At 66.2% G+C, this 25,037-nt stretch carries 22 protein-coding genes; 11 read left to right on the forward strand and 11 right to left on the reverse strand.

Translation table 11 applies throughout. The features are described from left to right. The first annotated feature begins 10 nt into the window (after window positions 1-10). On the forward strand, window positions 11-1,255 hold the full coding sequence (locus C0V75_RS04815; RefSeq protein WP_101919717.1) for a tetratricopeptide repeat protein: 1,245 nt from the start codon (window positions 11-13) through the stop codon (window positions 1,253-1,255). A gap of 3 nt (window positions 1,256-1,258) precedes the next feature. Here C0V75_RS04815 and speB read toward each other — a convergent pair whose 3' ends face one another. From speB to C0V75_RS04845, 6 genes are read right to left on the reverse strand one after another with little or no spacing between them, the layout of a single operon-like run. Next, window positions 1,259-2,233 carry an agmatinase gene (gene speB, locus C0V75_RS04820; protein WP_101919718.1) on the reverse strand — a complete coding sequence of 325 codons (975 nt, stop codon included), beginning with the start codon at window positions 2,231-2,233 and terminating at the stop codon, window positions 1,259-1,261. Continuing rightward, window positions 2,230-2,961, reverse strand: coding sequence for an MBL fold metallo-hydrolase (locus tag C0V75_RS04825; RefSeq protein ID WP_101919719.1), 732 nt, complete (start codon window positions 2,959-2,961; stop codon window positions 2,230-2,232). Before C0V75_RS04825 ends, speB begins: the two co-directional genes overlap by 4 nt. Further along, window positions 2,961-3,977 (reverse strand): ABC transporter ATP-binding protein, encoded by a 1,017-nt coding sequence (locus C0V75_RS24175; protein ID WP_101919720.1) that lies wholly within the window; start codon window positions 3,975-3,977, stop codon window positions 2,961-2,963. The genes C0V75_RS04825 and C0V75_RS24175 overlap by 1 nt, the downstream gene beginning before the upstream one ends. Next, entirely contained in the window at window positions 3,974-4,768 is a 795-nt protein-coding gene (locus C0V75_RS04835) for an ABC transporter permease (protein ID WP_254216371.1), read from the reverse strand. Before C0V75_RS04835 ends, C0V75_RS24175 begins: the two co-directional genes overlap by 4 nt. Beyond that, window positions 4,744-5,598: an ABC transporter permease gene (locus C0V75_RS04840; protein ID WP_254216372.1), complete on the reverse strand. Its 855-nt coding sequence runs from the start codon at window positions 5,596-5,598 to the stop codon at window positions 4,744-4,746. The genes C0V75_RS04835 and C0V75_RS04840 overlap by 25 nt, the downstream gene beginning before the upstream one ends. A 4-nt stretch (window positions 5,599-5,602) precedes the next feature. After that, window positions 5,603-6,655, reverse strand: a complete 1,053-nt coding sequence (locus C0V75_RS04845) for a spermidine/putrescine ABC transporter substrate-binding protein (RefSeq protein WP_173861030.1) — start codon at window positions 6,653-6,655, stop codon at window positions 5,603-5,605. A 115-nt stretch (window positions 6,656-6,770) separates the two neighbouring features. Here C0V75_RS04845 and C0V75_RS04850 point away from each other — a divergent pair, with 115 nt between their 5' ends. After that, window positions 6,771-7,388 carry a TetR/AcrR family transcriptional regulator gene (locus C0V75_RS04850; protein WP_101919724.1) on the forward strand — a complete coding sequence of 206 codons (618 nt, stop codon included), beginning with the start codon at window positions 6,771-6,773 and terminating at the stop codon, window positions 7,386-7,388. A gap of 6 nt (window positions 7,389-7,394) precedes the next feature. Here the strand turns inward: C0V75_RS04850 and C0V75_RS04855 are convergent, their stop codons facing one another. After that, a complete protein-coding gene (locus C0V75_RS04855; RefSeq protein ID WP_101919725.1) occupies window positions 7,395-9,431 on the reverse strand; it encodes an NADH:flavin oxidoreductase in 2,037 nt (678 codons plus the stop codon). 122 nt (window positions 9,432-9,553) lie between these two features. Between C0V75_RS04855 and C0V75_RS04860 the strand changes: the two genes are divergently transcribed. Both C0V75_RS04860 and C0V75_RS04865 read left to right on the forward strand, forming a co-directional pair. Continuing rightward, window positions 9,554-10,183 (forward strand): TetR/AcrR family transcriptional regulator, encoded by a 630-nt coding sequence (locus C0V75_RS04860; RefSeq protein ID WP_101919922.1) that lies wholly within the window; start codon window positions 9,554-9,556, stop codon window positions 10,181-10,183. A 64-nt stretch (window positions 10,184-10,247) separates the two neighbouring features. Continuing rightward, complete coding sequence (locus tag C0V75_RS04865) at window positions 10,248-11,210, forward strand: magnesium transporter CorA family protein (protein ID WP_101919726.1); 963 nt, start codon at window positions 10,248-10,250, stop codon at window positions 11,208-11,210. Here C0V75_RS04865 and nagA read toward each other — a convergent pair. From nagA to C0V75_RS04885, 4 genes are read right to left on the reverse strand one after another with little or no spacing between them, the layout of a single operon-like run. Next, window positions 11,207-12,325: an N-acetylglucosamine-6-phosphate deacetylase gene (gene nagA, locus C0V75_RS04870; protein WP_101919727.1), complete on the reverse strand. Its 1,119-nt coding sequence runs from the start codon at window positions 12,323-12,325 to the stop codon at window positions 11,207-11,209. The two genes, C0V75_RS04865 and nagA, sit on opposite strands and share 4 nt — an antisense overlap. Continuing rightward, window positions 12,325-13,350, reverse strand: coding sequence for an SIS domain-containing protein (locus tag C0V75_RS04875; RefSeq protein ID WP_101919728.1), 1,026 nt, complete (start codon window positions 13,348-13,350; stop codon window positions 12,325-12,327). Before C0V75_RS04875 ends, nagA begins: the two co-directional genes overlap by 1 nt. Then, complete coding sequence (locus tag C0V75_RS04880; protein ID WP_101919729.1) at window positions 13,347-14,114, reverse strand: GntR family transcriptional regulator; 768 nt, start codon at window positions 14,112-14,114, stop codon at window positions 13,347-13,349. Before C0V75_RS04880 ends, C0V75_RS04875 begins: the two co-directional genes overlap by 4 nt. After that, window positions 14,114-14,941, reverse strand: coding sequence for a BadF/BadG/BcrA/BcrD ATPase family protein (locus C0V75_RS04885; RefSeq protein ID WP_101919730.1), 828 nt, complete (start codon window positions 14,939-14,941; stop codon window positions 14,114-14,116). The genes C0V75_RS04880 and C0V75_RS04885 overlap by 1 nt, the downstream gene beginning before the upstream one ends. A gap of 156 nt (window positions 14,942-15,097) precedes the next feature. On the opposite strand from C0V75_RS04885, the gene C0V75_RS04890 reads away from it, so the two are divergent. The 7 genes from C0V75_RS04890 (at window position 15,098) to C0V75_RS04920 (ending at window position 25,033) form a co-directional block, all read left to right on the forward strand. Then, window positions 15,098-15,991 (forward strand): N-acetylmuramic acid 6-phosphate etherase, encoded by an 894-nt coding sequence (locus C0V75_RS04890; protein WP_101919731.1) that lies wholly within the window; start codon window positions 15,098-15,100, stop codon window positions 15,989-15,991. A gap of 23 nt (window positions 15,992-16,014) precedes the next feature. Then, window positions 16,015-17,265: an ABC transporter substrate-binding protein gene (locus C0V75_RS04895; RefSeq protein WP_101919732.1), complete on the forward strand. Its 1,251-nt coding sequence runs from the start codon at window positions 16,015-16,017 to the stop codon at window positions 17,263-17,265. 79 nt (window positions 17,266-17,344) lie between these two features. Beyond that, a complete protein-coding gene (locus C0V75_RS04900) occupies window positions 17,345-18,262 on the forward strand; it encodes a carbohydrate ABC transporter permease (RefSeq protein ID WP_101919733.1) in 918 nt (305 codons plus the stop codon). A 10-nt stretch (window positions 18,263-18,272) separates the two neighbouring features. Next, window positions 18,273-19,112 (forward strand): carbohydrate ABC transporter permease, encoded by an 840-nt coding sequence (locus tag C0V75_RS04905; protein ID WP_101919734.1) that lies wholly within the window; start codon window positions 18,273-18,275, stop codon window positions 19,110-19,112. Further along, window positions 19,109-20,137, forward strand: coding sequence for a Gfo/Idh/MocA family protein (locus C0V75_RS04910; protein ID WP_101919735.1), 1,029 nt, complete (start codon window positions 19,109-19,111; stop codon window positions 20,135-20,137). The genes C0V75_RS04905 and C0V75_RS04910 overlap by 4 nt, the downstream gene beginning before the upstream one ends. Window positions 20,138-20,148: 11 nt before the next feature. After that, window positions 20,149-21,147, forward strand: a complete 999-nt coding sequence (locus tag C0V75_RS04915) for an ABC transporter ATP-binding protein (RefSeq protein ID WP_101919736.1) — start codon at window positions 20,149-20,151, stop codon at window positions 21,145-21,147. A 172-nt stretch (window positions 21,148-21,319) separates the two neighbouring features. Then, the gene (locus C0V75_RS04920) at window positions 21,320-25,033 is read left to right on the forward strand and encodes an Ig-like domain-containing protein (RefSeq protein ID WP_101919737.1); all 3,714 of its coding nucleotides are present in this window, start codon (window positions 21,320-21,322) and stop codon (window positions 25,031-25,033) included. The last annotated feature ends 4 nt before the right edge of the window (window positions 25,034-25,037 follow it).

Here is a 25,037-nt window from a genome sequence, read left to right on the forward strand (position 1 = left end):
CGGGCGCATCATGGCAAGGACAAGCACGGAAACCCTCGGTCAGACCGGCCTCGAACTCGCCCGCAAGGGCCACTGGGACGACGCGCTCCCCGCCCTCCGCCACGCCGCCGATCAGGGCAGCACCGACGCGCAGGTCCATTTCAACCTCGGCCACGCGCTTCGCCGCAACAAGGACTACCTCGCCGCCGCCGAAGCCTTCCGCCGCGCCGCCGATCTGGACATCTCCCTTCCCGAACCGCTGCTCTACTGCGCCACGGCCCTCAAGGAAGGCCAGATGATGCCCGAGGCCGAGGCCGCCTATCACGACCTCAACGCCCGCCATCCCGACTATTTCACAGGATGGAGCCTGCACGGCGTCTTTCTCAAGAACGAAGGCCGCTTCTCCGAAGCCGTGACCATCCTTCAGAAGGCCCTGACCCTCAAGGATGACATAGAAACCCGCAACACGCTCGTCGTCAGCCTCTGCCGTGCCGGTCGCGAAGCCGAGGCCGTCACCGCCGGGCGCATCAACCTCGACGCCAAGGATCGGCTTGCCGTCGCCCGCTTCCCCGGCTCCCCCGCTGCTGCGGTGGCACTGACTGACCGCAACCCGCCCTTCGATGCCACGGGCCGCCGCCGCAACATCATTTCCTTCAGCCTCTGGGGTGACAACCCGGTCTATGTCCATGGCGCCATCGTCAATGCCCGCCTCGCGCCGAACATGTATTACGGCTGGACCTGCCGCTTCTACTGCGACAGCACCGTCCCCGCCGACGCCCTGCAAATCCTGCGCGATGAAGGCGCACAGGTGGTGATGATGACAGACCCGGCCCTTCAGGCCGTCCGCCCCATGTGGCGCTTCTTCGCCTCAGACGACCCCGATGTTGACCGCTTCATCTGCCGCGACACCGACAGCCGGCTGAATGCGCAGGAACTCATCGCTGTGGAAGACTGGATCAGGTCTGGCAAGCGCTTCCATGTCATGCGCGACCACATCTACCACATGGAGCTCATGCTCGCGGGAATGTGGGGCGGCGTTGCCGGGGTGATCCCGGACATGAAGGGTCTCATCATGCAGGCCCAGCGCCATTTCAACAACCGCTTCGGCGATCAGGCCTTCCTGATGGAACAGGTCTGGCCCCTCATCCGCGACGATCTCTGCACCCATGACAGCATCTACGGCTTCCGCGGCAAGGATTTCCCCGATGCCTACCGTGTGCCGCGCCCCATCCATGTGGGGGGCGCGGTCAAGTCCATGCCGCACTGGCGCAAATAGCCCTCAGAAGGTCAGCCCCGAAAACCGCGACGGCCGCTGCGGCACGCCGGGCAGCACGCACAGCATCTCGTAAAGGATATTCGCCCCGATCAGGGCAGTATTCCCCGAAGGATCATAGGGTGGCGACACCTCCACCAGATCGCCCCCCACGATGTTCAGCCCCGCGCAGCCCCGGATGATCTCCAGCGCCTGCCAGGTGGACAGCCCGCCGGGCTCCACCGTCCCCGTCCCCGGCGCAAAGGCGGGGTCCAGACTGTCGATGTCATAGCTGATATAGACCGGCATCTCGCCAACCGTCTCGCGCACGATCTCCATCAGCCGCACCAGCGACTTGCCCCAGCATTCCTCGGCCTGCACCACGGTCCAGCCCTGCCCCCGCGCCCAGTCGAAATCATCCGCCGCATAGCCCGTCCCGCGCAGCCCGATCTGAAACACCTTGTCGTTGATCAGGCAGCCATCCTCCCAGGCCCGCCGAAACGGGCAGCCATGCGCCACCGTCTCGCCGAACATCTGCTCGTTGATATCGGCATGGGCGTCGATATGGATCAACGCGACCGGCCCGTATTTCTCCTTCATCGCCCGCAGGATCGGCCATGTCAGCGTATGGTCGCCGCCCAAAGTCAGCGGGATCACCCCCGCCGCCAGCACCTTGCGGTAATGGTCGGTGATGATGTCCACCGTCTTCTTCAGGTCAAAGGTGTTGATCGGCACATCGCCCAGATCGGCCACCTGCAAATGGTCAAAGGGCGCCGCCCCCGTCGCCATGTTGTAGGGGCGCAGCATCCGGCTTTCATCCCGTATCTGCCTTGGCCCCAGCCGCGTGCCCGACCGGTTCGACGTGCCATGATCCATCGGAATCCCGATGAACCCCACATCCAGCCCCTCGGGCGATACCGCCGCAGGCAGCCGCATCATCGTGGCAGGCCCCCCGAACCGCGCCATTTCATTCCCGCCCAGCGGTTGGTTGAACGTCTTCATGCCTTTTCCTTCGCCTTCAGCCAGTCGCCGATGATCTGCCGATGCCGCTCGCGCCCGTAACTCGGGTAATGCCCCGCATGCACCACGCGCACCGGCAGGTCGTAAAGCCGCTCCATGCTGCGCTGATAATCCGCCGCGTTGGAATGATAGGCATCCTCGATCAACGGCCCGTCATAGACCAGATCGCCCGCAAAAAGGATGCCCGTCGCCGCCTCCCACAGCGCGATCCCGCCCGGCGAATGGCCCGGCGTATGCACCACCTCGAAATGCCGATCCCCCAGATCGACCACATCCCCATCCCACAGAAGCCGCGTCGCAGGCGCCGACCGCACCTGATAGGTGGCCGAGGCATAGGGCACAGGCGGCATCCGGATGAAGATGTCATCCTGCACATAAGGATCGGCCAGCGTCGCCACCCGCGTCGGGTTCCGCATCATCTCGGCCTCCGCGCCATGGCAAAGGCGGCAGTCGAATTCATGGTGGCACCCGATATGGTCGAAATGCGTATGGCTCGCCACCGCCTGCAAGGGCCGCTCCGTCACCAGCGGCACCCAGTCCCGCAGGCTCACCACTCCCATCCCGCTATCCACCAGCATGTCGCCATCCCGCCCGCGCACATGCCAGACATTGCAGCGATAGAAGTCGTGTAAATTCGGCTCGTCGATCCAGGTCACCCCGTCATCCAGTCGCCGCACGCGCCACCAATCCCCCGGTCCTGCCCGTTCCATCACGCCTCCAGCACCGTGAAATCCTCCGCCCCCAGGTCCAGCACCGCCCCCGGCTCCACCGCCGCCCCCGGCTCCACCGCCGCGCCCTGCGGCAGATGCACCACCAGCCGCAGCCCGGGTGCCGCCACCGGCGCCACATGCGCGCGCAGATGCGTGCCGAAGAACACCGTCTCCACCACGCGGCAGGGGCCAAGCCGCAACCGCCCCCCCTCCGAAATCGCCTCCGGCCGGATGCACAGCACCCCATCCGGCACCGCCACCGGGCCAAAGGCCGCCTCGCCGCCCGTCACCGGAACCTTGTTCACCTCACCCATGAACCCCGCCGAAAACAGGCTCTTCGGGCGCAGATACACCTCCCGTGGCGGTCCCTGATCCGCGATCCGCCCGCCATTCATCACCACGATCCTGTCGGCAATCGCCATCGCCTCTTCCTGATCATGCGTCACATGCACGAAAGTCGTCCCCACCCGCCGCTGGATCGCCTTCAACTCGTCCTGCATCGCCCGCCGCAGCTTCAGGTCCAGCGCCCCCAACGGCTCATCCAGCAGCAACACATCCGGCTCCACCGCCAGGGCCCGCGCCAGCGCCACCCGCTGCCGCTGCCCGCCGCTCAGCTCATGCGGCCGCCGCGCCCCGCGCCCCTCAAGCCCCACCAGCGCCAGCATCTCCTCGGCCTTGGCGTCGCGCGCCGCGCGCGAAACCCCCCGCATCCGCAGCCCGAACCCCACATTCTCGGCCAGCGTCATATGCGGAAACAGGGCATAATCCTGAAACACCGTCGTCGTCGGCCGATCCTTCGGCGCGACGCCGCCCATATCCCGCCCGCCGATCAGAACGCTGCCCGATGTCGGCTCCGCAAACCCCCCGATGATGTTCAGCAACGTGGTCTTCCCGCATCCCGACGGCCCCAGCAACACCACGAACTCCCCCGCCGCGATCTCCAGATCGACGGCATCCAGCGCCAGCGCGCTGCCATAGCGCTGCGTCACCCCCCGGATCGACACCCCCGCCGTCATTTCACCCTCCGGAACACGAAAACCTCCAGCAGAACCACCAGCGTCACGGAAACAAGGAACACCAGCGACCCCACCGCATTCGTCGCAGGCGAAATCCCCGACCGCAGCATCGACCAGATCTCCACCGGCAAGGTCACGTCGAACCGCGTCAACAGGAAGGCGATGATGAACTCATCCCAACTGAACGTGACCGACAGGAAGAAAGCCGCCGCCAAGGGCGCCGCCAGCATCGGCGCGGAGACCAGGGCCAAGACCTTCCACTCCGGCGCACCCAGATCGCGCGCCGCCCGTTCCGCGTTCTTCTGATGATCCCCCATCGCCGCATAGGTGATGGCGAAACACAAAGGCAGGTTGATCACCACATGCCCCACCCCCGCCGTCCACAGCGACAACCGCACCCCCGCCTGATTGAACACCGTCAGCAGACCCAGCGCGATGATCAGATAGCTCACCGTCATCGGCGCGATCAGCACCCCGCGCATCAGCACCGATCCCGGCAGTCTCACCCGCGCCAAGGCATGCGCCGCCAGAAACCCCAAAATCAGCGCGATCAGTGACGAAACCCCCGCCACCAGCGCCGAATTCACCAGCGCCTCCATCAGGTCCCGCTCGCCCAGCACGCGCCCATACCACTCCAGCGTGAAACCCTGAAAGGGCGGCACCGGCAAGCGGCCATCCTGAAAGGAAAAGGCCACCAGCACCACCACCGGCAGGAAGACAAAGGCATAGGCAACCGCCAGATAGGCCCAGGACAGCGCGCGCATCGCTACACCCGATCCATTCTCAGCCATCGGCTACTGGCGAAATAGGCCAGCGTCACCACCGCCATCAGAACCACCGACAGGGCCGAAGCCAGCGGGAAATTCCCGCTCCGCCCCATCTGCAACATGATCAGCTGCGGCAGCGTCAGTTCCGCATTCCCGCCCAGGATCTGCGGCGTGATGTAATCCCCGATGCACAGCACAAAGGTCAGGAAGGCCCCGGTCACCACCCCCGGCAGGGTCAAGGGCAGGATCACATGGCGGAAGGTCTGCCACCGCCCCGCCCCAAGGTCCGCCGCCGCCCGCGCATAGTTCGGCGACAACTGGATCAGGTTCGCATAGATCGTCAGCGTCAGCAGCATCACGAAGAAATGGACGAAGCCGATCACCGTCGCCGTCCGCGTTGCCGCAATCTCCAACGGCTCCGCAATCAGGCCCAGCGACAAGAGCGCCTTGTTCACCACCCCGTTCTGCCCCAGCACCAGAAGCCACGCATAGGATCGCACCACATAGGACGTCCAGAACGGCAGCACCGCCAGCAGCAGCGCCAGCCTTTGCCACCGCACCGGCACCCGAAACGCGATGATCGCGGCCAGCGGATAGGCCAGCACGACCGATACCACCGTCACCACCACCGTAATCTCAAGGCTGTTCAGCAACGCCTTCAGCATCGTCCAGTCGGTGAAGATGCGGATGTAATTGCCGGGATCAAACCCCCGCACCACCTCGCGCCCCTCCATATGCGCGAAAGACAGCGCCACCATCGCGGCAAAGGGCAGCACGAAAAAGGCCGCCGTCCAAAGCAGGGCAGGGGCCACAAGGCCCCAACCCATCCGCTTCTCTGCCGCAGCCAGCCTCACGGCGTCACTGGTTCAGCATCTCGGTCCACATATCCTGCATCGCCGTGTCCAGCGCCGCATCCGGGATCGGGTAAAGCTGCGCCCGCTTCAGGAACTCCGGCTGCTCATTCCAGCGCAGGATTTCCCGCTGCTCCACCGACAAGGCATCCCCGGCGCGCGCATTGGCAGGCATCCCCCAATAGCAGGAGGACGTCGCAAGCCGCGCCTGCCCTTCGGGCGACACGATGTATTTCACGAATTCCAGCGCCAGATCGGGCTGCGTCGATCCCGCCACCACCCCGATCGACTGCGCCCAGCGCAGCCCGCCCTGCTTCGGGATCGTCCAGTCAAGGTTCGGATTGTCCGCCGCCAGCACCGCCGTCAGCCATTCGCCCCCGCCCACGACGATATCCACCTCGCCCGTGGCCAACGCCGTCTGCGCCGACACCACATCCGACACCTGCTTCGATGCCGCCCGCAGCGCCATCAGCGGCTCCTTCAGGGTGCCAAGGGTATCTGCCGTGATATCGGCCGTATTCACACCCTGACCCAGCGCCACCAGCCCGATCACCGGCAGGTAATAGTCATAGATCCCGATCCGCCCGTCATACTTGCCAGAGGTCAGCGCCGCCATGTCCTGCATGTCGGCCGGGTCCACCTTTGTCTTGTCATAGGAAATCGTGTTGTAGCCGAACTTCTCGGTCACGGCATAGGTCTTGCCGTCCACCATGTTGTTCTCGGCCATCACCACTTCGGGAAAGAAGTCATCGGTCGGCAACTGATCCGCCGGCAGTTCCGCCAGGAACCCGCCCTCCACCGCGCGCTTCACATCCACCGCGTCGATGACAAGCACATCCCATTCGCCGGGCTGCGACTGTTCCAGGATCTGCAACCCGGCCGCCGTCCCCTCATATTCCTTCAGATTCACCGTGACGCCGAACTTCTCCTCGAAGGGCGCAATCAGCGCCGGGTCGGTATGGTCGCACCACACCAGCGCGTTCAGTTCCTGCGCAAAGGACGGGCTCGCCACCGCCAGCAGGGCAAGGGCAGTCAGCGGAAGGGTCGCTTTATGGGCCATTCTCATCTCCATGTCGGGGTCACGTCGCACCTCTGCCGGGCGCATCCAGAAAAGAATTGAGTTCGTTCATTTTTGAAGTCAATGTTAAAAAACGGGCAAGTTACGAACGGGTGCCATGACAGGACTGCGCGAAAGACAGAAGGCCGACAGGACCAGCCGCATCCTCGCCGCCGCCTCGCGGCTCTTCCGCGAAACCGGCTATGGTGCCATCCGCATCGAAGACATCGCCCATGCGGCCGAGGTATCCGTCGGCACGCTCTACAACTACTTCGCCAACAAGGGCGATCTCCTCCTCGCCATCGTCTCGATGGAGGTGGAAGAGGTGCTTCAGGCCGGCAAGACCGTCGTCGCCAACCCGCCGCGCGACATCGGCCAGGCCCTCGCCACGCTGATCGGCATCTACTACGACCACTCGCTCCACTACCTCTCGAAAGAGATGTGGCGCACCGCCATGGCCATCTCGATCGAGGCGCCGGGAACCCCTTTCTCCGTCCGCTACACCGATCTTGACGCCTCGCTCGCCCGGCAGGTCTGCGCCTTGATCCGCCGGCTTCAGGCGCTGGGCTATGCCCGCGCCGATGTGGATGCCGAAGCGGTCAGCCAGCTTGTCTTCAACAACCTCAACCAGATGTTCACCGAATTCGTGAAACAGGACGCCATGCCGATGGACATGCTCCACGCGGCCACCGCCCGGCAGAACGCCCCGCTCGCCGATTACCTGACCCCGCGCTGACCGCCGTCAGATATCCTTCACCAACCGCAGCGCCTCATAGATCGCCGCATGGATGTTGCGCGATTCCACCGCATCCCCGATCCGGTACAGGCGAAACCCCTTCGGCCCGCCGCCCATCCCCTGCGGCTTCCCCGCGACCAGCGCCTCGTAATCCACGGCGCCAAGGTTTTCCGACTGCGGCTTCAACTCGAAATAGAGATCGGCCAAGGGCTGCGTCCCGTGATTCACCACGATCTGGTCGAACACCCGCTCCTGCCGCAGGTCGCGCCGATAATCCGACCCGATCACCGCCTTCAACCGGTTCCCCTCCCGCTCCGCCGCCAGCAGCCGATAGGTCACCGTGAAGGTCACCGCCTTGTCCTGCATCGCCCGCATATAGGGGACAAGGTTCATCCCCATCACCTCGGGCGCAAAGGTCCGGTCCGGCGTCATCACCTCCACCACCGCCCCCGCCTCGGCCAGCATCTGCGCCGCCTGCATCGCCGTATGGTCGCCCGCATCATCGTAAAGCAGCACATTCGCCCCCGGCTTCGCGTCGCCCGACAGGATATCCCAGGCGCTCACCACCAGATCATTGCCCCGCTCCAGCACCGCCGTCTCGGGCAGGCCCCCCGTCGCCACGATCACCACATCCGGGTTCAGCGCCAGCACATCCCCCGCCTCGGCCCAGGTGTTGAACCGGAACGCCACATCCCGCGCCGCGCATTGCGCCATGCGCCAGTCGATGATCCCGATCATCTCGGCCCGCCGCTTCTGTTGCGCCAGAAGACGCACCTGCCCGCCGGGCTGCGCCGCCGCCTCGAACACGGTCACCGCATGGCCCCGCTCCGCCGCCACCCGCGCAGCCTCCAGCCCCGCAGGACCTGCGCCCACGACCACCACCCGCTTCTTCTCCGCAGCCGGGGCCACCACATGCGGCATCGTCTCTTCCCGCCCCGTCGCCGGGTTGTGGATGCACAGCGCCATGCCGCCCTGATAGATGCGGTCCAGACAGTAGGTCGCACCCACGCAGGGCCGGATATCGTCCTCCCGCCCCTCCATCACCTTCCGCACGATATGCGGGTCCGCCATATGCGCCCGCGTCATCCCCACCATATCAAGCTGCCCGGTCGCCACTGCATGCCGCGCCGTCGCCACATCCGGAATGCGCGCCGCATGGAAGGTGGGCATCCCCACCTCCGCCCGCACCCGCCCCGCGAAATCCAGATGCGGGGCCGACCGCATCCCCTGCACCGGGATCACATCGGTCAGCGCCGCATCCGTGTGAATCCGCCCCTTGATGATGTTCAGGAAATCCACCAGCCTCGACTCCCGGAACCGCCGCGCGATCTCCAGCCCCTCCTCTGGCGGTATCCCCCCCGGCTCATCCTCATCCGCAACAAAGCGCACGCCCAGAAGGAAATCCTCCCCCACCCGTGCCCGGCACGCCGCCAGCACCTCCATCGCGAACCGCAACCGGTTCTCCAGCGGCCCGGCATAAGGCCCCGCCTCCGCCGCCGTCAGCGGGCTGATGAACTGGTCCATCAGATGGCCGTAACACTCGAACTCCATCCCATCGAGTCCACCGGCCTTGATCCGCTCCGCCGCATCCGCGTAATCCTGCACGATCCGCGCGATGTCCCAATCCTCCATCACCTTGGGAAAGGCGCGGTGCGACGGCTCGCGCGACTTGTTCGGTGCGACGACGGGCAGCCAGTCACCCTTGTCCCACCGCGTCCGCCGGCCCAGATGGCTGACCTGAATCATCACCGCCGCGCCCGCCTCGTGGCAGTCATCCGCCATCCGCCGCAGCCACGGCACCACCTCGTCCTTCCAGACCAGCAGGTTGTTGAACACGGGCGGGCTGTCGCGGCTCACGCTCGCCGACCCCGCCGTCATCACCATCGCCACGCCCGCCTTGGCCCGTTCGACGTGATACAGCCGATAGCGATCCTTCGGCATCCCGTCCTCGCCATAGGCGGGCTCATGGCTCGTGGTCATGATCCGGTTGCGCAGGGTCAGATGCTTCAGCTTGTAAGGCTGCAACAGCGGATCGTTCGACATGTCAGGGCTCTCCGGGCTTGGCGTCCCCACCACCATCCTGCCAAATGTTCACCACTGTCAAGTTTACATGCATCCATGAACATTTCCTTGCGGCCATCCCGCCACCCCGCTACCCTTCCCCCATGACCGAAGACCTTCCCCCCGAAACCGGCTGGCGCGGCTCGCCCGAGGTCTGGCTCGACGCCGCCCTGGCCCTGCTGGTCGAAGGGGGCATCGACGCCGTCCGTATCCAGCCGCTCGCCAAACGCCTCCGCATCGCCCGCACCAGCTTCTACTGGCACTTCACCGACCGCGACACCCTCCTCGCCGCCCTGGCCGATTCATGGGTCGCCCGCACCACCACCGGCCTCGTCGCTGCCTGCGCCGAATATGCCGACAGCCGGGCCGAGGCGATGCTCAACGTCATCTCCTGTTTCCTCGACGACACCGCCTTCGACAGCCGCCTCGAACACGCCGTCCGCGCCTGGGCGCTTCAGGATGCCACCATCACCGCCCGCCTCCATGCCGAGGATGACACCCGCATCGCAGCCCTCACCGCCCTCTATCACCGCTGGGGCGTCATGGGGGTCGAGGCAGACACCCGCGCCCGCGCCGTCTATCTCACCCAGATCGGCTACATCTCCATGCAGGTCACGGAATCCCTCTCCACCCGCATGGCCCGCATCCCCTCTTACGTCGAACTCTTCACCGACGCCGCCCCAACGCCCCGTGAACTCGCGCGCTTCCATGCCCGCCACGGCTTCATCCCCTGACCCCCACCTTGCCGCCAAGGCACCTCCCGCCTAACCTCCGCGCGCAGCAGCGAAGGGGTCCACCATGCTCACTGCCTACCGCGAGGCCGAAGGCCGCCTGATCCGCCTCGCGCCCGAGGCGCCACTGACCTCCGCCGTCTGGATCGACCTCAACCGCCCCACCGATGACGAAGCCGCCGCCATCACGGCCCTCGGCCTTGATGTCCCCACCCTGGAAGACATGGAGGAAATCGAAATCTCCAACCGCCTCTATCGTGAAGGCGGCACCGATTACCTCACGGTTCAGCTTACCGGCCATTCCGAAACCACCGGTCCGGTCTCCGGCCCTGTCACCTTCATCCTCTCGCCCAGCCGCCTGGTCACCGTCCGCCACCACGACAGCCGCCCCTTCGAAACCTATCCCACCCGCGCCGACAAGGTCGGTCCCGGCTGCACCAATGCCAATGGCATCTTCCTCTCCCTGATCGAAGAAATCGTCGGCCGCCTCGCCGACCTGCTGGAATCCTCGGGTCGCAGCCTCGATCACGTCTCGCGCACCGTCTATGTCCCCGGCAAGCGCGGCCAGAACCAGAAACGGCTCGAAGTCGCCCTCCGCCAGATCGGGCGCGAGGCCGAACTTCTCGGCAATATCCGCCTCGCGCTCCTCACCCTCAACCGCGCGCTGGGCTTCTACGCCCAGACCGCCCGCGAAAGGATCGGGGATGAAGGTCTCTCCGGCAGCGTCGCCAACCTGATGCGCGACATGGACGCGCTGGAAGTGCATACTGACTTCCTGTCCCAACGTGTCGGCCTCGCCTCCGACGCAACCCTCGGCATGATCAACCTGCAACAGAACTCCACCGTCCGCATCGTCTCGGTCGTGGCGGTGCTCTTCTCGCCCCCCACGCTCATCGCCTCGATCTACGGGATGAACTTCGACCGCATGCCCGAACTGCAACAGCCCTGGGGCTATCCCGCCGCACTGCTCTCCATGCTCGCAGCCTCGCTCATCGCCTATCTCTACTTCCGCTGGAAGAACTGGCTCTAGACGGCAACACCGCCGCGCCAGACGCCGCGCAAGGCCCAGTCCGGCCCCAGATGCACCATGTCGGCCCGCGCACCCGGCCGCAGATGCCCCAGATCGCCCCGCCCGATCACCGCTGCCGGAATCGCCGACGCCATGGCAAGCGCCCGCTCCGCCGCGATCCCCACATCCTCGACCAACACCTTCACCGCCTGCGGCAATGTCAGATCAGCCCCCGCCAGCGTGCCATCTTCCAGCGTCAATCGACCCTGTCTCCGCAGAATCCGCCGCCCGCCCAGCCGGAACTCCGTCCCCTCCGTCCCCGCCAACGCCATGCAGTCCGAAACAAGGAACACCCCCTCCCGCTTCGCCGCCAGCGCCACCCGCAGGGTCAGCACGTCCACATGCACCCCATCCGCGATCAGCCCGGCAAAGCCCCCTGATCCCAGCACCGCCCCCACCATCCCGGGTTCCCGGTTCCCCATCTGGCTCATCGCGTTGAACAGATGCGTGGCGCAGCGCGCCCCCGCCGCCATCGCCGCCCGCGCCACCCCGGCGCCGCACTCCGTATGGCCCAGCGACACCACGACCCCCGCCGCCGTCATCGCCGCAATCTGCGCATCGCTCACCGATTCCGGCGCCACCGTCACCATCAGCGCGGGCAATTCCGACGCCGCCTCAAGGATCAGGTCCAGATCGCGCCCCTCCATCGGCCGGATCAGGCCCGCATCATGCGCCCCCTTCCGGCGCACATCCAGATGCGGCCCTTCCAGATGCAGGCCCAGAAACCCCGGCACCTGCGCCTTGGTTGCCGCGATTCCCGCCTGAACCACCCGCGCCGTCGCCTCGGGCCGGTCGGTGATCAGTGTCGGCAGGCACCCCGTGGCCCCCAGCCGCCCCTGCACCGCGCAGACAGTCTCCAGCACCGCCAGATCCGTCTCGCCGTCGATGGCCACGCCCCCCGACCCGTTCACCTGCAAGTCAAGGAAGCCGGGCGCGATCACCCCGCCCGCCAGCTCCACCACCTCCCCCTCCGGGGCCCCGAACCCCGCGACACGCCCCGCCTCCAGGATCAGCGCCCCGTCGCGGAACCCCGCCCCGTCAAAGACCCGCGCCCCGGTGAAAGAGATGCGCCCCATCACACCGTCTCCGTCACCTTCCGCAGATGCGGCGGCGTGTCGGGGTCAAACCCGCGCCGCCGCGCCAGCGCCTCCACGAACCCATAGAACCCCACCGCCAGCACCAGAGGCGCCACCAGAGGGTGCAAACCCGCCACCGATGGCAGCGTCACACAGCCCGCCGCCGCCGCCCCCGTGACAAAGACATCCGCCCCCTGCGCCGCCAGCCGCTCCGCCGTCTGAATCACGCCCGCCTGCGCCGCATCGTCCACTGCAAGCGCCAGAACCGGGAAATTCGCCTGCACAATCGCCGAAGGCCCGTGCAGAACTTCAGCCGCCGAATAAGCTTCGGCATGCAACCCACAGGTTTCCTTGAGTTTTAGCGCACACTCATTGGCAATCGCAAAGGCCGGCCCGCGCCCCAGCACGAATCCCGACTGCGCCCGCGCCATCCGCGCCGCCAGATCCGACCAATCCAGCGCCAAAGCAGCCTCGAAAGCCCCGGGAAGAGTCTCTACAGCGGCCTTTAGACTCGCATCCTCCTGCCATTCCGCCACCAGCGCCAACCCCGCCAGAACCGAGGTCACGAATGTCTTGGTTGCCGCCACTGATTGCTCCACCCCCGCCCGCAAAGGCAGGCAATGGGCCGAGGCCTGCGCCATCGGACTGTCCGCAAAATTGGTGATCGCCACTGTCAGCGCGCCCCCGGCCCCCGCCGCCCGCATCATCTCCACGATGTCCGGGCTGCGTCCCGATTGCGAAATACCCAGACAGGCCGCCCGTTGCAGCTTCAGTGGCCGCCCATAGACCGATGCAACCGACGGCCCGACCGATGCCACCGGCACCCCGGCCAGCAATTCCACCGCATATTTCAGATAGGTCGCCGCATGGTCCGATGACCCCCGCGCCACCGTCACGATCAGCCCCGGATCGACCCCCCGCATCGCCCCGGCCGCCGCCTCCAGCGCCCCCCGCGATTCCGTCAGAAAACGTCTCGAAACCTGCGGAATCTCGCCCACTTCCCGCGCCATGTGACTGGTCATCATCCGTTCCTTTCCGCTTCCGGCGCTAGCTTCAGCTCCACCGCGAAGTCATAGGCGTCGCCCCGATAAAGCGACCTTGTGAATTCCACCACCCGCCCGTCCGGCAGGTAACCGATCCGTTCGATCCGCAGCCCCGCCGCCCCCGGCGGCACATGCAGCAGTTCCGCATCCCGCGCGCCCAGATTGGCCGCCGAAATCCGCTGCACCGCCCGCACCGGGCGCATGCCCCGCGCCTCCAGTACCGCGTACAGCGATGCCTCCACCGCCTCCGGCTCCGGCAGCACCGCTGCCGACAGCGAGGCCCGCTCGATCGCCAGTGGCACCCCGTCCGATCGCCGCACCCGTTCCAGCCGCGCCACGCGATCCCCGGCCCCCAGGCCCAGCGCCATCACCTCTTCCGGCGCCGGTGCATGCAGCCCCCGCGCCAGCCAGACCGACTCCACGCTCTTGCCCCGCCGCGCCATGTCCTCGGTAAAGCTCGTCAACAGGCTCAACGCCTGCTCAAGACGCTCCACCCGCTGCGCGACAAAGGTCCCCGATCCCCGTTTCTGGACCAGTTGCCCCGACGCGACCAACCCTTCCACCGCCTTGCGCACCGTAACCCGGCTCAGACCCGTCATCGCCGCCATGTCCCGCTCCGGCGGCAGGCTATCCCCCGGCCGCAACCGCCCCGAGGCGATGCCCTCGCCGATCCGGCGCTGCAATTGCAGGTAAAGCGGCCCGCCGCCGATCTCTTCGAACCCGTCCGGCGAAAAGATCTGCTCCATCACGCCGCCTCCCGCGCCAGCATCAGCGCCCCGTCCAGCGCCGTTCCCGCCGCTGCCCGGATCGGGAACCGGCCCGCCATCCGACCGGCAAAAACAGTCCCTAAACCGCCCAAAAACACCACTGGCAAATCCTCCACCCCGCGCAGCAGGCCCACCGCCTCGGCCACATCCGCCTCGGCCCGCGCCATCACCGCCACCGCCGCCGGATCGTCGCTTTCCACCACCCTCGGCGCCAGCGCCGCGAAATCCGCAGGTCGGGCGCGCAGCGAAAAGGCCACCACGCCATCCGGCCCGCCCATTTCCTCGACCAGCGCGGCCAGCAGCGGCGTCATCGCCGCGAAACCGTCCACCGCCCGCAGGCTGGCCGCCAGCACCGCCCGCCCGATCCAGGCCCCGCTCGCCTCATCCCCCAGCACAAGCCCGCGCCCGCCGATCTGCCGGATCGCCCCCGCCCGCTGCACCGCAAAGACAGACCCCGTCCCCAGTGCCGCCACCACGCCATCCCCGGCGCCCAGCGCGCCCTTCACCGCGGTAATCCCGTCCGTCACCACAGCAACCCGGCGATAGGGCAGGGCCTCCCGCAACCGTTCCGTCGCCCCTGCCGCATTCGCCCCGGCCAGCCCAAGCCCCGCCGCAACCACCGCGCCACCCCCGGCCGCGCCCAGCGCCGCCTCCGCCGCGGCAAGGATGTTCGCCGCCGCGCCTTCCGGGTCCGATGCAATATTCGCAGGCCCCGCCACGCCGCGCCCAAGGATCACGCCCGCGGCATCGGCCACAGCCGCGCGGCACCCCGTGCCGCCCCCGTCGATCCCCAGAAAAAGCTGCATGACGAATCCTCTCCCCCGCAAAGATACCAAAACAATACCAAATGGAAAGAACCTTTCCGAAAACCCCCCGAAAACCTTTGCTGCACCTGCGAAAACAGAAGATGCTTTACAATTGGTATTATTTTGGCATTGTCAGGGAAACAGGAAGGGAATCACATGGCAGACCGCCCGACAGAGGCCCGTCATCCCCATTCCGCAGGGCTTCACACCCTGCCGGGACCCGACGCCCTGTCGCATCTGCTCGATGCGCAGCTCGCCGCGCTCGCCACCGTCCGCCCCGCCATCCCGATGATCGACAAGGCCGCCACCGCCGCCGCCAGCAGCCTGCGCGCAGGCGGCAAGCTTGCCTATGCCGGGGCAGGGTCCTCGGGCCTCATGGCGCTGGCCGATGCGCTGGAACTCGCCGGAACCTTCGGCATCCCGCCGCAAGCCACCCCCATCCTCTTCGCCGGTGGCACCGCCGCCCTTCTCCACATGACCGGCGGGGTGGAGGATGATCCCGCCCTGGCCGAGGCCGACTTTCACCGCGCCGCCCTGAAACAGGGCGACACGATCCTCTGCCTCTCCGCCTCCGGCTCCACGCCCTATACGCTCGTCATCGCCGATCTGGCACGCAAGGCCGGGCTTACCGTGGTGGGCATCGCCAATGTCGCAGGCTCGAAACTGCTGGAACAGAGCCACATTCCCATCCTCCTCGACACCGGACCCGAGGTCGTCAACGGCTCCACCCGCATGGGCGCGGCCACGGCGCAGAAAGTGGCGCTCAACATGCTCTCGGTCCGTCTGGGCATCTGTCTCGGCCATGTCCATGACGGCTACATGGTCAATGTCGTCGCCGACAACGCCAAGCTGATCGACCGCGCCGCCCGCATCGTGGCAGGCCTTTCCGGGCGCGACCTCGACACCGCGAAACACGCGCTCGCCCAGACGGGCGGCGCCGTGAAACCGGCCGTGCTCATCGCCGCCGGGGCCTCGCCCGAACAGGCCGGGGCATTGCTCAAGAACAGCGACGGGGCACTCGGCCCGGCCCTCGCCGCTTTGAACCCATAAGGCCACCAACAGGGAGACTCTCCATGACCAAGACCTTCCGCTTCGCCCTCCTCGCCAGCACCCTTCTCGGCGGTGCAGCCTCGGCGCAGGACGTGACGCTGACCATCGAAAGCTGGCGCAACGACGACCTGACGATCTGGCAAGACACCATCATCCCGGCCTTCGAGGCGCAGAATCCCGGAATCAAGGTGGTCTTCGCCCCCACCGCCCCCGCCGAATACAACGCCGCCCTGAACTCCAAGCTTGCGGCGGGCAGCGCCGGTGACCTCATCACCTGCCGCCCCTTCGATGCCTCGCTCGAACTCTACAATCAGGGCCATCTGGCCGATCTGTCGGGTCTGGCCTCCATGGCGAATTTCTCGCCCGTCGCGAAATCGGCCTGGCAGACGGATGACGGCGCGGCCACCTTCTGCGTGCCCATGGCCTCGGTCATCCACGGCTTCATCTACAACAAGGACGCCTTCGCCGAACTCGGCCTCTCCGTCCCCACCACCCGCGACGAATTCTTCGCCGTCCTCGACGCGATCAAGGCCGACGGCACCTACATCCCGATGGCGATGGGCACCAACGACCAGTGGGAAGCCGCCACCATGGGCTACAACAACATCGGCCCGAACTACTGGAAGGGCGAAGAAGGCCGCCTCGCGCTGATCAAGGGCGAACAGAAGCTGACCGATCCGCAATGGGTCGCCCCGTTCGAAGAGCTGGCCCGCTGGAAGGATTATCTGGGTGACGGGTTCGAAGCCCAGACCTATCCCGACAGCCAGAACCTCTTCACCCTCGGCCGCGCCGCCATCTATCCGGCCGGTTCCTGGGAAATCTCGGGCTTCAACGCCCAGGCGCAATTCGCCATGGGCGCCTTCCCGCCCCCGGTCGCGGCGGCGGGCGATACCTGCTACATCTCCGACCACACCGACATCGCCATCGGCCTGAACGCCGCCTCGCCCAATGCCGATGCCGCGAAGAAGTTCCTCGAATGGGTCGGCAGCGCGGAATTCGCGACGATGTATGCCAACGCCCTGCCGGGCTTCTTCAGCCTGAACTCCACCCCGGTGGAAATGCAGGACCCGCTGGCCCAGGAATTCGTCTCCTGGCGCGGCAAGTGCCAATCGACGATCCGCTCCACCTACCAGATCCTCTCGCGCGGCACGCCGAACCTGGAAAATGAAACCTGGAACGCCTCTGCCAACGTGATCCGCGGCAGCGAAACCCCGGCGGATGCGGCCAAGCGTCTGCAAGACGGTCTGGCAAGCTGGTACGAACCGCAAAAGTGATCGCGGTCTGAACCGACAGGACCGGGGGGCAACTCCGCCCCCCGGACCCCCCACCTCTCCCAATCCACATGAGGGCGTCATGGCGCGACGGAAGCCTTTCCGCTGGCATATCGGCGTATTTCTGGCACCTGCCGTGCTGGTCTACACCGCCATCATGATCATCCCGCTCTTCGGGACGCTCAACCTGTCGCTCTACAACCTCGATGGCCAGAACCGCATCTTCGTGGGTTTGGCCAATTTCGTAACGCTTTTCGGCGATCCGCGCTGGTCCGATGCCTTCTGGAACGCGCTCTGGAACAATTGCTGGTTCTTCATCATCCACATGCTCGTGCAGAACCCCATCGGCATCCTGCTGGCGGCGCTACTCTCCTCCCCCCGCCTGCGCATGGCCGCCTTCTACCGCACCGCGATCTTCATCCCCACGATCCTCTCCTTCGTGATCGTCGGCTTCGTGTGGAAACTGATCCTCTCGCCCATCTGGGGCATTGCCCCCGGGATGCTCGATGCCGTCGGCCTGAAATTCCTCTTCGCCCCCTGGCTCGGGAAAGAGGAATACGCCCTCACCACCCTCGCCCTCATCTCCGTCTGGCAATTCGTCGGCATCCCGATGATGCTGATCTATGCCGCGCTCCTCTCCATCCCCGATGATGTGATCGAGGCGGCAGAGATGGACGGCCTGACTGGCTGGAGCCAGTTCTGGAAGATCAAGCTTCCCCTCATCCTGCCCTCCATCGGCATCATCTCCATCCTCACCTTCGTCGGCAATTTCAACGCCTTCGACCTGATCTATGTGGCCCAAGGCGCGCTGGCCGGGCCGGATTTCTCCACCGACATCCTCGGCACCTTCCTCTACCGCACCTTCTTTGGCTTCCAGCTTCAACTGGGCGACCCCCACATGGGCGCGGCCATCGCCTCCGCCATGTTCGTCATTATCCTTATCGGGGTCTGCCTCTACCTCTTCGGCATCCAGACGCGGCTTCGCCGCTATCAGTTCTAGGGGGGCGACCATGGCCAAGACCCGCAGCCACGCCGGACGCAGCATCGCCGCCCATGCGATCCTCATCACCTACACGCTGATCGCGCTCTTCCCGGTCTTCGTGATCGTCATCAACAGCTTCAAATCCCGCCGCGCCATCTTTGCCGAACCGCTGATGCCGCCCATGCCCGGCAACTGGGATCTCGTCGGCTACACCACCGTCCTCGAACAGGGGGATTTCTTCCAATACTTCCTCAACTCCATGACCGTCACGGTCGCAAGCCTGTTCTTCGTCCTGCTTTTCGGCGCGATGGCGGCCTTCGCTCTGTCGGAATACCGCTTCCGCGGCAACCTTCTGATGGGCCTCTACCTCGCCCTGGGCATCATGATCCCCATCCGCCTCGGCACGGTGGCGATCCTCGAAATGATGGTTTCAGCCGGTTTAGTGAATACTTTGACCGCCCTCATCCTCGTCTACACCGCCCAGGGCCTGCCGCTCGCCGTCTTCATCCTGTCGGAATTCATGCGCTCCGTGTCCGATGACCTGAAGAATGCGGGCCGCATCGACGGCCTCTCGGAATACCGCATCTTCTTCACCCTCGTCCTGCCGCTGGTGCGCCCGGCCATGGCGACGGTCGCCGTCTTCACCATGATCCCGATCTGGAACGACCTCTGGTTCCCCCTGATCCTCGCCCCGTCCGAGGAAACCAAGACCATTACCCTTGGGTCACAGGTCTTCATCGGCCAGTTCGTCACCAACTGGAACGCCGTCCTCGCCGCCCTCTCCCTCGCCATCGTCCCGGTGCTGGTGCTCTACCTCATCTTCTCGCGCCAGCTCATCCGCGGCATCACCGCAGGAGCCGTCAAATGACCCCCATCCGCACGCTCGTCGCCGGTCTCGGCACCATGGGCCGCAGCCATGCGCTGGCCTATCACCGCAACCCGGCCTTCGATCTGGTCGGTCTGGTCAACCGGTCGGAACCGAAACTGGACCCGGCGCTGGCCGCCTACGCCATCGAACCGGATTACAAAGCGGCTCTAACCCGGCTGAAACCCGATCTCGTCAACATCTCCACCTATTCCGACAGCCATGCCGATTACGCCTGCATGGCGATGGAACAGGGCGCGCATGTCTTTGTTGAAAAGCCGCTGGCAACCACCGTCGCCGACGCCCGCCGCGTGGTCGATTGCGCCAAGGCCAACAACCGCAAACTCGTCATCGGCTACATCCTGCGCCACCACCCCTCATGGATGCGCCTGATCAGTGAGGCCCGCGCCTTGGGCGGCCCCTACGTCTTCCGCCTGAATCTGAACCAACAATCCTCCGGCCCGACATGGGAGGTGCACAAGACCCTCATGCAGACCACGTCCCCCATCGTCGATTGCGGCGTGCATTACGTCGATGTCATGTGCCAGATCACCGATGCCAAACCGGTAGAGGTGCGGGGAATGGGCCTGCGCCTGTCCAACGAAATCGCCCCCGACATGTACAATTACGGCCATTTCCAGGTCCTCTTCGCCGATGGGTCTGTGGGCTGGTATGAGGCCGGCTGGGGCCCCATGATGTCCGACACCGCCTTCTTCGTGAAGGATGTGGTCAGCCCGAACGGTGCCGTCTCCATCCGCATGCCCGAAAGCGCCCGGTCCGACGATCACGACACGCACACCAAAACCTCCACCATCCGCGTCCACCGCGTGGGCCAGCCGGATGAGGATCTGAGTATGGCCGACGAGCCCGGCCATCAGGACCTGTGCGAACGCGAACAGGCCTACATGGCCCGCGCCATCACCGAAGACCTCGATCTCACCCGCCACATGGAAGACGCGGTCCAATCCCTCGCCATCTGCCTTGCCGCCGACGAAAGCGTCCGGTCCGGCCAGCCCGTCAAACTGTAAAGGGGTCACCCATGGGTGCGCTGACGCTGTCCAAAGTCACCAAATCCTTCGGCAAGACCGATGTCATCAAGGGCGTGGATCTTCATGTCGAAGAAGGCGAATTCTGCGTTTTCGTCGGCCCCTCCGGCTGCGGGAAATCCACCCTCCTGCGCATGATCGCGGGGCTGGAGGATGTCACCTCCGGCACTGTCACCCTCGACAGCCGCGACATCACCGACGAGGCCCCCGCGAAACGCGAAATCGCCATGGTCTTCCAGACCTACGCCCTCTACCCCCACCTCACCGTGCGCGACAACATGAGCCTTGCGCTGAAACAGGCGGGCGAACCCAAGGCGAAGATAGATCAGGCGACTAAACGCGCCGCCGCCATGCTCGCCCTCGACCCCTATCTCGACCGCCGCCCCGCCGAGCTTTCCGGCGGCCAGCGTCAGCGCGTCGCCATCGGTCGCGCCATCGTCCGCACGCCCAAGCTTTTCCTCTTCGACGAACCCCTCTCCAACCTCGACGCCGCCCTCCGTGTGCAGACGCGGATCGAAATCGCCCGCCTCCATCGCGACCTCGGCGCGACAATGGTCTATGTCACCCATGACCAGGTCGAAGCCATGACCCTTGCCGACAAGATCGTCGTCCTCCGCGCCGGCGTGGTGGAACAGACCGGCAGCCCGATGGAGCTTTACAACAACCCCGACAACACCTTCGTCGCAGGCTTCATCGGCAGCCCGCAGATGAATTTCCTGAAATCCGCCGCCCTCGGCCAGCGCGGCGAAACGACGGGCATCCGCCCCGAACATCTCACCCTGTCGCGCGACCGGGGCACCCTGTCCGGCACCGTCTCCCATGTCGAAAAACTGGGGGGCGAAACCCTCGTCTATGTCCGCAGCGAACCCCACGGCCTGCTCACCATTCGCCTCTTCGGCGAACATGATTACGCCGTCGATGAACCCGTCCATGTCACGCCGGACGACAGCCGCGCCTTCCACTTCGATGCCGCCGGTCAACGCCTGCGCTGACCCCTCACCGCCACATCCGGCCCCCGCTCAACCCCTTTCCGCATCATCTTGATACAAAAACGCTGGAATCAGGGGCGATTTGCGGCTATGCATTTTTGCAAGGCCCACCCATAGGGTCAGTCAAGAGCGGTGCGCCGGCATATTTTCCCGGCGGTTGAGGCGGAGTAGTGTAATGAGTTCGGCGATTGATTTCGCCGTCCGCAGTGCTGCGGGCGGAACCCAGAATGGCCAGTTTGCCGGCCAGGGCCAAAGCAACTTCATCCAGATGGCGCCGGGGGAAAGCCTGTCGCTGAACCTCTCGCCGATCAGCATCATCGGCTATACCCGCGACGGCGCCGATCTCGTCATCGAACTGGCCGATGGCCGGATTCTCACGCTGGCCGACTGGTTCCACGACGATCCCGCCGCAACCGGCCGTCTCTACCTTTCCACCGATGGTGCGATCACTGAAGTCACCCTCGCCGATCCGGGCGACGGCATCCTCGCAGCCAGCTTCACCACCGCGCCCCCCGCCGAAAAGTGGAGCCCGCTCGACGACCTCCGCTTCACCCAGGACGATCCCGTGGTCGCCCTCGCCGGGACGGGCGAGGATGATCCGGCAGGCATGGGCATCTTCACCCCGGCCCTGATGGGCCTTGGCGGCACAGGCCTCGGTGCCGCCGCCCTCATCGGCGGCGCGGCCCTCATCGGTGGCGGCGGCGGCGGGACCGGCACGGAAACCCCCGGCACCGACACGCCCAATGGTCCCGGCGATGACGGCGGTGACGGGGACGGCGACGGGGACGGGGATGATGACGACAGCAACGATGGCGATGACGGCGGTGACGACGGCGACGGTGGGGATGATGACGACGGCGACGGCGGCGACGACGGGGATGATGACGACGGCAGCGATGACGACGGCGACGAAGATGACGGCGGCGATGATGGCGATGACGGGGACGACGACGGCGACGGCGGCGATGATGACGGCGGCGACGACGACGGGGATGATGACGATGGCGACAGCGACGACGGCGATGACGACGACGGCGATGGCGATGGCGGCGATGATGACGATGGCGACGGCGGCGATGGCGATGACGACGACGACGGCAGCGACGGCGATGATGATGACGGCAGCGATGACGATGATGGGGATGACGACGGTGACGGTGGGGATGACGACGACGATGGCGACGGCGGCGACGACGACGGCGACGTAACACATACCCGCGGCATCGACGGCGCGGGAACCTCCACGACCCTCACCACGAACACGCAGGACCCGACCATCACCCTCACCGGGACCGGTCATCCGGGCGAAACCGTCTCGGTCACCATCGGCGACCGCAGTCAGACCACCACGGTCGGCAGCGATGGCACATGGTCGGCCACCTTCCCTGCCACCGGCCTGCCCGCCGACGGCACCCACACCGCCACCGCCACCTTCACCGGCGCCGACAGCCAGACCCTCTCCGGCCCGGCCTTCGTCATCGACATGACCCGCCCCCCGCTGGAGGCGACCGATGGAACCCAGGCCACCGGCGATGTCGTGAATCGTCTCGAACATGGCCAAGGCATCACCCTCTCGGGCACGACAGAGCCGGGCGCGACAGTCCGCATCACCATCGGCACCACCACCCGCGACGCCACCGTCGCGGATGACGGCACCTGGACCGTCACCTTCACGGGGGCCGACGTGCCGGGCGGCGACCGCAGCACCGACATCACCCTCACCGCGACCGATACCCTCGGCAACACCACCACCCGAACCGAGGTTCTGGTCCTCGACACCATCGACCCGCCCCTCGCCCTGCGCCCGATGGCCAGCGACGACACGGTCAACCGCGCCGAGGCGCAGTCGGATCTCGTGATCGGCGGCACCGCCGCCCCCAACAGCACCGTCACCATCACGATCGAAGGGCTGGGCGATCCCGTCACCCGCATCGCCGATGCCTCCGGCAACTGGTCGCTGCCCTTGCCCGCCGGCAGTTTCCCGCCTGGCCTCGACAGCCGCAGCGTGACCGTCACCACCAGCGATGCCGCAGGCAACACCACCACGCTCAGCCGCGACCTGCGGATCGACACAGAGCTTGGCCTCGCCTTCGATCCCGCCCCCATCGCGCAAGACAACATCGTCAACCTTGCGGAATCGCAGGGCCAGATCACCCTCACCGGCACCGCCGACCCCGATACGACCGGCATCACCCTCCTTCTCGGTGGCACGGGCCGCGCCGCCACCCTGGCCGGCGACGGCACCTGGTCGCTCACGCTCCCGGCCGACAGCTTCGCCGCGCTGGGCGACAGCGCGACCCTCACCCTCACCTCGCGCGATGCGGCGGGCAACATCGCCACCGCCACCCGCAGCGTGAAGATCGACCTCGCCAGCACCCTCACCGTCGAAGCCACACCCGTCGGCACCGACAGCCTGCTTTCCGGCCCCGAAGCCGCCGCAGGCGTCACCCTCGACGGCACGGCCGAGGCCGGATCGCAGATCTTCCTGTCCCTGAACGGCACCGCCCACGGCCCCGTCACGGCAGATGCACAGGGCCTCTGGTCCTACAGCTTCACCACCGCCGACCTCGCCACCCTCACGGCGCAGACCGGCGGCACGATCACCGCCTATGCCATCGACCTGGCCGGGAACCGCAGCGACACCATCACCCGCAGCTTCGTGCTGGATACCGGCGTGGACGGCTTCGCCTTCGCCGCCCCCGATCTGACCGGAACCATCGCCGATGGCCCCCGGGATGCCTCCGTTCTGAACGCTGTCGAACGCGATCAGGGCCTCGTCCTGCAAGGCACCGTCGAACCCGGCTCCTCCCTCCGCATCCAGATCGGCGACTGGTCCACCACCCTTCCCGGAACCGCCACCCAATCCGGCACCTGGACGCTCACCGTCCCCGCCAATGCCCTGCCGCAGGGCGCCGCGGCCACCGCGACGATCATCGCCACCGCGACCGATCCCAACGGCAACATCTCGGCCCCGATCAGCCGCACCATCGCCATCGACACCACCGTAACCGGCTTCGAAGCCACCGCCATCCGCCTCGGCACCGGCGGCGACGGCATCCTCAATGCCGCCGAACATGCGCGCGGCCTGCCGGTTTCCGGCCTCGCCGAACCCGGTGCCACCGTGCAGGTCACCGTCAACGGCCACAGCCGCAGCGCCATCGCAGGCGAAACCGGCGCCTGGTCCGTCACCTTCGCCGCCAGCCAGATCCCCACTGGCGAAATCGACTCCCTCCCCGTCCGCGTCACCGTCACCGACACGGCCGGAAACGTCCTCGGCCCCTACGACCTGTCCGTCGGCATTGATACCATTGCCCCCGACACGCCGACCGTGATCGAAACCCAGGATGTCGCCGGGGCGATGCGCGGCTTCACCACCCTGACCAGCGAAGACAGCTACCTCTTCCACCGCGTCGATGCGACCGGCGCCCCCGTCGCGCTTCAGGCGACCGAACAGCGCAATGCCGAACCGGGCGAAGATCTGTTCCGCTTCACCAACGGCCAGACGGTCCCCGATGGCAGCTATCTGGTCATCAACACCACCGATCCCGCCGGGAACGAGGCCAACACCCTCTTCATCAAGAACACGGCCACCGGGGCGGAAGTGGATCTAAACCGCGAGGGGCTCGCCGCCTTCGATCTTTCGGCGATCGACCTCACCCGCGCCCCGGATGCCAGCCTGACGATCACGGAAGAACAGCTCCTCGCCCTCACCGGCCCCGACCGGACCCTTGTCATCAAGGGCGAGGCGACAGATCACGTCACCCTTGCCGATGTCACGAGCGTCCAGGCCAACCAGACGATCAACGGCACGGTCTATGACATCTACACCCTCGGCACCTCGGGCGCACAGATCCTGCTCGAGGATGACATCTCCCGCAGCGTGACCTAGGGGC

This window comes from Tabrizicola sp. TH137, from assembly GCF_002855575.1.
Lineage (GTDB): Bacteria > Pseudomonadota > Alphaproteobacteria > Rhodobacterales > Rhodobacteraceae > Paragemmobacter.